We start from the raw sequence: 6,979 nt of genomic DNA on the forward strand, positions 1-6,979 counted from the left end.
GAGCGAAAAATCAGTGTCTTTTAGTCTTAACCGACCGACGAAGTAGACACCAAATCATAAGATTAATTCCAAATAAAACTGCTGAATCTGTCAATCAGGCACTTAGGTTACTAATAGCTGAGTATCATATTTTATCAATAACTGCAGATAATGGTTCGGAATTTAGTCGATTGGTTGAAGTGTTTCCTGAGGAACATATCTACTATGCACATCCCTACTCTTCATGGGAAAGAGGTTCAAATGAAAACCATAATCGATTGATTCGGAGATGGTTACCTAAAGGAACCAAGAAAACGACTCCGAAAGAAGTCGCTTTTATCGAAAATTGGATTAACAACTACCCTAAAAAATGCTTGGACTACAAGTCGCCAAGTGAATTTCTTTTGGGTGGCTAACTTCAACTTGAAATTTGGGAAAGAAAAGCCAGATATCATTTTATTAGGTGGAGATATTTTTGATGATGAACTTTCTGACAGAAAAACTCTAGAATTGTTAAGTGGGCTAGGAAAATTTAATCATACTTACTATGTGTCAGGTAATCATGAAATATGGAGTGATCGATATGATCAGATGCTGGAACATCTGAGACAACAGAATGTGGTCGTATTATCTGGAGATAGTAGTAGAGTTGATGTAAGGGGGCAGTCCATCACTATTTCAGGCATTGATGATCCTGAATATTTTCAAAAGTATGATACTAGTGAGAGTTTGCTAGACCAACTTGAAGACATAAAAGGGAAGCAAATAAGCACTGACTTTCAAGTTTTACTAGCGCACCGACCAGAACTAATTGATACTTACCAAAAGTATGGATTTGATTTAGTGTTATCTGGTCATGCGCATGGAGGACAATGGAGAGTGCCTTATTTGGTTAATGGTGTATTTGCGCCTAATCAAGGTTTTCTTCCGAAATATGCAGGTGGTTTATATGAAGTTGAAAATTCGTATTTTATTGTAAGCAGGGGTCTGGCCAAAGAATCTACACGAGTACCACGATTTTTTAATCGCCCAGAAATTATCATCGTAGATCTTGTTAATCCGTAACTTCACTTCTTTCTAATTACTCAAAAACCCACTGACTTTTAATGAGCCAGTGGGTTTATTACTTATCCGAATCAAAATCTTATTTCAAAAAAGGTAGTGATTCGACTGATTTGTACTGCAATGTAATGAAAGTACATCTTTCAAAAATCGCTTAAAATCAAGGTTTCTACCGTCTATTGACGTGTAGTGAATCCCTATTTCACCTCAGTAAGGGTCTAATAATATCTATTTTAGCTATCGAAAGCCTTGATATAGCAAGACTTTTATGAATTGTACTCAAAAGTGTAGAGAAAAATGTAGAGATAACTTAAGCTGTTAATTTAGCAACTTTATCAAGATAAATATTAACTGCTTCAAATTTTCGTTTTGGAGCGATTTCTGCATAGGTATCCATAGTAGTGGATATAGACTGATGCCCCATTCTAGTTTGTAATTCTTTCCAGTTTGCTCCTGCATTCAACATCAAAGAAGCATGAGTGTGACGGAATAAATGAAAACCATAATCAGGTAGTCCAAGTGAGGATAGACGTTTCTTAAGTGTGGCACGCTCATTTCTATCACACATATAATTACCATAAATTGTTGGGAATATTAGGTCGGACTTAGGCAATCCATGCTTTTCAAAATAAGTATTCATCTCGTTATGAAATTCGACGAGTGAAGCAATTGTATCTGAAGGCACAGGAATTCTCCTATTTCCTGCATCGGTTTTGGGAGTTGGTTTACAAACCATTTCCCCCTTTATTCCTAACTTCTTATTCGCTCTTTTCCACATCAGAGTCTTATTTACAATAATTTCGCTTGTTTCTAAATCCAAATCATGAATTTCTAATGCTAGTAATTCATTGATACGGCAAGCTGAAGCGAGCAGAGTGTTACAAATGACTTTAAATCTACGATTAGCTCGTGTATCTGGTAAATCTGACAAAAATTTTAACCAATGTGATAAATCGTCATCATGAAGTACCATAATTCGTTTTTTATTGGCTTTTGGCTTTGGAGGTATTTTAACAGTGGATACTGGATTTTTTGACAGTCCATAGCTCGTTATTCCGAAGTCGAAAATATCGCTCAACTTATGAGTCACAGCTCCGAAATCTTTTGCACTTCCTTTCTCTGCTCTTTTTACCCCAGATTCAACAGATTTTTTTGCCTTTTCAGCAAGCTCATTAACCCATGATTGGATTTCAGAGGATTCAATTTTATCCGGTGTGTATTCTCCAAATCTTGGAATGATGTAGGTGTCAAGATAACCTCTTACTCGATTTAGTGTATTAGCAGATGTAACCCAATTTTGATAGTTTTTAAACCACTCTTCAGCAAGCTCTTCTAAAGTATTAATTCTTATAACTTCTTTTCGGGTGCTTCCCCGCTCCTCGAAATCCAGTTTAGCTTGAATATACTTTCTATCCAATTGGCGAAGAGTTTTAGCGGTAATGGAGGTAGTGACTTGCTTTCCTGTTTTTTCATCAATACCTAAGTAGACACCTCGCAGTACATACTTGACTTCTCCGTTTTTTTTAGTTTGCTTCAATACTTTTTTGTTATTGTGAATAATTGTTTCAGATTTCATAACACCTCTTTCATGCAGGTATTGAAAAAGGCTAGAATAGACTCTCCTCTTCTAAATTTAGATACTTCTATTCTAGCATTTTTCAACTAATTTTCCAAAAAATCAACGATATCTGAAAATTTATAATAAATTGTCCTAGTACCTTCAAATGGAGGCTCAAGACGTTTCAAACCTTTACTTTCCCATTTCTTTAATGTATTTGGTGAAATTTGCAATTCATGTAAAAGCTCTTTTTGTGTTAATAATGGAAGTTGACGGCTGGTTTGTTTCTGTAAAAGTGTCGTCAAAATTTGTAAGTTCTCTTCAATTCTATTTAATTGTATATTTTCCATCGACTTTAATCCTTTCTTGATTTTTTATTAATCTGTACTTCTCTCAGATGTTTGCATTTAATAGACATAACGATAAACTACATTTCATTTTTTACTATCTGAATTATTCAATCTTTATATTTTGGTTCTATCGTATTTTCTATTCGTTTAGTATTCAAAGCGAGCCAACGTTGTTTATAAATTTGATCAATTGATGACTTTTTCGTTCTCTTTCTACGAAAGTTATCATAAAAAACCTTTCTTTTTTCTATTGGATATTGTCGTAGATAAATTGCTTGAAAACTATTATCATTACTACTTTTTTGTGGAATATATTTTTGAGAGTTGTTCTCATCTAGAATTTGTTCCATAAATTTTAGAAGTATAAGTGTTTGCCACGTTGCCATAATTGAAAGAGGATATTCATCGTATTTTGACCTTTGCATAATTTTTGTCAGTATATTATCTATTGTACGACTTCGATTACCTCTTCCTTTCAAGTAATTTAGTTCTAAATAAAGTATTATTTCTTCATCTAGAAGTACACTTGTCACATTTTCCAATGGTTTTCTCAGTAGTTCTAAAAAAAATTGTTCAATGTAGTCATTTGGATTGGATTCAAAATATACTTTCTCAATCAATTTATCTGTATCTCTAACGGATTTTTTTATTGATTTGATTAAATTTTCATACCCGTTCTTGATTATACTTTTTAAGTATGATTGTATATGCTCAGCACTTAATTCAAATAGTTCGTTTGTGCCGAGGAATTTTTTGACATTTGATTTTTTTAATGTTATTTCAAATCTATATAATCTGAAACCATGATCTACATTTTCTTCCAAATATCCATCTTTTTCGCACTTAGCAGTTTTATCATATGTGACAAAAGTCAAATTGTATCCTTCTTTGCTACTTAGAATATGATGATCTAATGTCGAATCAAGTATTGGATATGTTTGTTTGTCTGGCTGTTGATGTGAAGATAGGCATCTGTGAAATAATAGTCGTGTGAATAAATTTATTCTATTTTTTGAAGAAAAAGTAAAAGCTAATTCAATAGAATTTATTATTACCTCATTATTCGAATAGAGTTTTATGCTGATACCAGTTTTTAATTCAATTATTTTTAGAGAATTAAATAATCGTTCCTTTATTTCCTCGATATTTGAAGTCTTAATATTTATTGAACCATTGATTAGTTCAAAATTACATTGACACGTTCCACTAGTATTTATATTATTACCAGCTATTATGATTTTTCCGATTTCAAATTCTTTGATTGTAATATTATTTACTTTACCTTGAATAAAATAAGTACTATTAATCATTATGTTTTTTGGATATTTTTTTCTATATACATTTAATATTTTTTTATCAACGAATACTTCAGCTTCAAAAATTAATGTTATTTTATCGATTCCTACTGTCATTGCGTTATCTTTAAAATTTGCTGCTATAATCTCATACGTTTCTATATTTTTTTCTTTATTATTTTTGGATAAATTATTTGTCATTTTTACTCCTTTTTTTGTTACAAAAATTATGCCACATTGAGAGTTCAAAACCGTATAATTTTTTCAAAAAATCAAGATTTTATTTTTTTCTCCTCAAAAGTTATTCTCGAATGGTCGTATGTGTCGAAGTTTTCAATAATTGCATTAAAGCAAAAGAGGACTATATAATGGATTGTTGGTGTATGATATTCCATAAATATAAATGCTGACGAAAAAGAAAATACAGGAGTTTATCCTAGTATTTTCTCAGTTATTTATGTTATATATTTACAGTTCTGGCCAAATAATTTTTGATAATATTCCAATATCCTACAAACTATGATAATTACTTTAGAGATCTATTATTCTCCTCTTTTGATGAAGAGAATAATTTCTAAGAAGGCTGTTGTCATAAGGTTTATCTATTTTTTTGTTTAAATAGAATATTTAAAATACGTACTAGCGCATACAATTTATTAATGTTACATTTGATAGTAGTTGATGGTTCTTATGTATATTTAATAAATGAGTTAACATTAAGCTCCTTAACTAATACAAAAAAGAGAATGCTTCAAAATTTTTGACTCATCCTCTTTTTTTCTTTCTTTATTTATTCGTTCTCAATTACAATATCTTCTGCAATCAATGTTTCAAAATTAACTATTTCCCCCTCAATATCTTTTTCAGTTGAAATTGGTAAAGCATAAATACATACTTTGTCACCAACACTTAAATTTATATCATTTACACGCATCTTCTTGCTATACTGAATTTTTACTACATTCTCATTTTCATCTTTAACTGTAACTTCAATCCAGATGGAATTGTAATTTACTGATCTGTTAAGAACAGTTCCATAAACAAAAAACTTTGCAAAATGCTTTGGGAATGCAAATCCATTCGACTTTGATAGGTTGAAATAATTTGATATTTCCGTTTGCACTACAGTTAGATTATCAGCAAAATAATGTTGATTCTTAAATTTATTCGAATTAATAACATTGTTCAAATGTCCTTCGATGTAAACATTCGTACCTTTAATTGGATATAAAATATTTGGATCATATCTGAGTGTTAAATATGTATGTTTACGACCTGCACCATTTCGAATGAATAAGATAAATGATGGTGCGCAATCTTTATCGTTAATTTCAATAATTTTTCCTCTTGCGAAAATAGTGTTTCGGTTTATGTTTTGTAGATTATTTTGATTCCTCATATTATGTCCTCCATTACTTCAATATTCTACAAATACATTATGTCAGAAACAATAAATCAAAAAAATTGTTACAAAATGTAATTTGTTACAGTAACAGATAAACGCCAATGTGATAAATTTAAAACAGATACAGCCATTAGCGCTAAACGGTTATATTCGATTGGCATTCCAGAGGAAATAGCTTTTGATTTATTTGACCCACGCAGAACATAAAGTTCGTCGCGTAGGTCATAAATGAAGTTTCTACGCTGTTTTTCGTATTGACTTGGTGATTCATTTTTTAATTTCTGATGTCCTTCTTCCCATTTTTTGATTAGGAAATTTGAAAGTGTGTGTTTCATTTTTGGGTTTTGTTGAATCTTTTTAAGGTAGAAGAAGTAGCTATCTCTTGAATGTTGAGCACGTAGCGCATGTAAATTAATCTGGTTATTCATCTCTTCTTCTTTGAATACTAATTCGTTTTTCCCGATTCCTTGAAAAGTTTTCCTTACTATTTCAGCGTCTTTAGGCAATATATATTGCATCTGTTTCTTTCCCCCTTTTCCCCTTTTAACATAAACATAACAATTGCCATATTCATCTTCTTTAAAATCTGAACCAGTAAGGTGTTTGAGTTCGTTACGACGAATTCCAACGACTTTCTGAAAGTTTAAAAGGCGAGAGAAGCGAGAGTTCAATTCTTGTTTTTTCCCTTGTTCATTAGCCTCATGTTTTCGTCCTCTAACTATTTTATCGCTTGTTCGTTTTTGTTTTTTGATGCGATTGAGGTTGATTCCGGAAGCTTTTGCGATTGGAGCGAGGTATGTATGAATAGTTGCTGCGGTATATCCTTTTGGATCATTTTTTAAATCGTCGTGATATGCTTGAAGAACTTCTTCTGTAATATCAGAAATTTTCTTTATTCCATTTACCTTAGCCCATTTTACAAAACGTGTTGCGGATCTTTTGTAAGAAGTTCGTGAAGTATTATTTGTAACATCTTTTGTTGCTGCGACGAAGATATCGTGCTTTAATGAATTCCTCTTTCGTGGCATTTTTTTCTCCTTTCTTTTTTTTGCTTATTACTGTTAAATTGCCTCCCACCCTTTTTATTGAATGAGCTGGGTATGCTCTTGAAAATATACGCTGAGGCTGCCTGATAGAACTAGCGTTTTAGAATCAGATTCAGTATTCACCGTCTCTTTTCTTGATATTTTCAAATGTCATTGAACTGGTTATTTCTTAAAACTGATATGTAAAGCCCTTTGTCAAGTAAAAACAATCGAACTGATAAAAAAATGAAAAGTATCTAGAAAGAGCCTAGTTCTTAGCTTCGGGCATTGGCCACTCTGATATT

At 31.7% G+C, this 6,979-nt stretch carries 7 protein-coding genes; 2 read left to right on the forward strand and 5 right to left on the reverse strand.

Translation table 11 applies throughout. From position 1 onward, the window contains the following. On the forward strand, window positions 1-395 hold a 395-nt coding region (locus tag C1E99_RS10480), incomplete at its 5' end, for an IS30 family transposase (protein WP_153060138.1). A gap of 7 nt (window positions 396-402) precedes the next feature. Beyond that, window positions 403-1,044 carry a metallophosphoesterase gene (locus C1E99_RS10485; protein WP_238146232.1) on the forward strand — a complete coding sequence of 214 codons (642 nt, stop codon included), beginning with the start codon at window positions 403-405 and terminating at the stop codon, window positions 1,042-1,044. Between the two features lie 307 nt (window positions 1,045-1,351). Here the strand turns inward: C1E99_RS10485 and C1E99_RS10490 are convergent, their stop codons facing one another. The 5 genes from C1E99_RS10490 to C1E99_RS10510 all read right to left on the reverse strand — a co-directional run bounded on the left by C1E99_RS10490 (window position 1,352) and on the right by C1E99_RS10510 (window position 6,677). After that, window positions 1,352-2,617: a tyrosine-type recombinase/integrase gene (locus C1E99_RS10490; protein WP_024378138.1), complete on the reverse strand. Its 1,266-nt coding sequence runs from the start codon at window positions 2,615-2,617 to the stop codon at window positions 1,352-1,354. An 86-nt stretch (window positions 2,618-2,703) separates the two neighbouring features. Further along, on the reverse strand, window positions 2,704-2,949 hold the full coding sequence (locus tag C1E99_RS10495; protein ID WP_024377383.1) for a hypothetical protein: 246 nt from the start codon (window positions 2,947-2,949) through the stop codon (window positions 2,704-2,706). A gap of 107 nt (window positions 2,950-3,056) precedes the next feature. Continuing rightward, a complete protein-coding gene (locus C1E99_RS10500; RefSeq protein ID WP_024377382.1) occupies window positions 3,057-4,445 on the reverse strand; it encodes a hypothetical protein in 1,389 nt (462 codons plus the stop codon). A gap of 589 nt (window positions 4,446-5,034) precedes the next feature. Continuing rightward, the gene (locus C1E99_RS10505; RefSeq protein ID WP_105207513.1) at window positions 5,035-5,643 is read right to left on the reverse strand and encodes a hypothetical protein; all 609 of its coding nucleotides are present in this window, start codon (window positions 5,641-5,643) and stop codon (window positions 5,035-5,037) included. A gap of 68 nt (window positions 5,644-5,711) precedes the next feature. Beyond that, window positions 5,712-6,677 (reverse strand): site-specific integrase, encoded by a 966-nt coding sequence (locus C1E99_RS10510; RefSeq protein WP_105207514.1) that lies wholly within the window; start codon window positions 6,675-6,677, stop codon window positions 5,712-5,714. Between the last annotated feature and the right edge of the window lie 302 nt (window positions 6,678-6,979).

Source organism: Streptococcus suis (assembly GCF_002964045.1).
Taxonomy (GTDB): Bacteria; Bacillota; Bacilli; order Lactobacillales; family Streptococcaceae; genus Streptococcus; species Streptococcus suis_U.